We start from the raw sequence: 348 nt of genomic DNA on the forward strand, positions 1-348 counted from the left end.
AGCAAAACAAGGGAAGTGAGCAGTCGAAACCGGAGCAACTGGTTAAGCTACTAAGAGCACACGGAGGATGCCTAGGCGCTAGGAGCTGATGAAGGACGTGGCGAACAACGAAACTGCCTCGGGGAGCTGTAAGCAAGCTTTGATCCGGGGATGTCCGAATGGGGAAACCCAGCTGGGGTAATTTCCAGTTACTCACAACTGAATACACAGGTTGTGTAGAGGCATACCAGGGGAACTGAAACATCTAAGTACCTTGAGGAAGAGAAAACAATAGTGATTCCGTCAGTAGCGGCGAGCGAACGCGGAACAGCCCAAACCAGAGAGCTTGCTCTCTGGGGTTGTGGGACG

Annotated in this window: 1 rRNA gene; it reads left to right on the forward strand. The window is 52.3% G+C overall.

Features of this window, described 5'->3' with window-relative positions:
• Positions 1–40 precede the first annotated feature (40 nt).
• Positions 41–348, forward strand: a 23S ribosomal RNA gene (locus tag HP552_RS00265); the annotation flags it as partial.

Source organism: Paenibacillus xylanilyticus (genome assembly GCF_013359935.1).
Taxonomy (GTDB): domain Bacteria; phylum Bacillota; class Bacilli; order Paenibacillales; family Paenibacillaceae; genus Paenibacillus; species Paenibacillus xylanilyticus.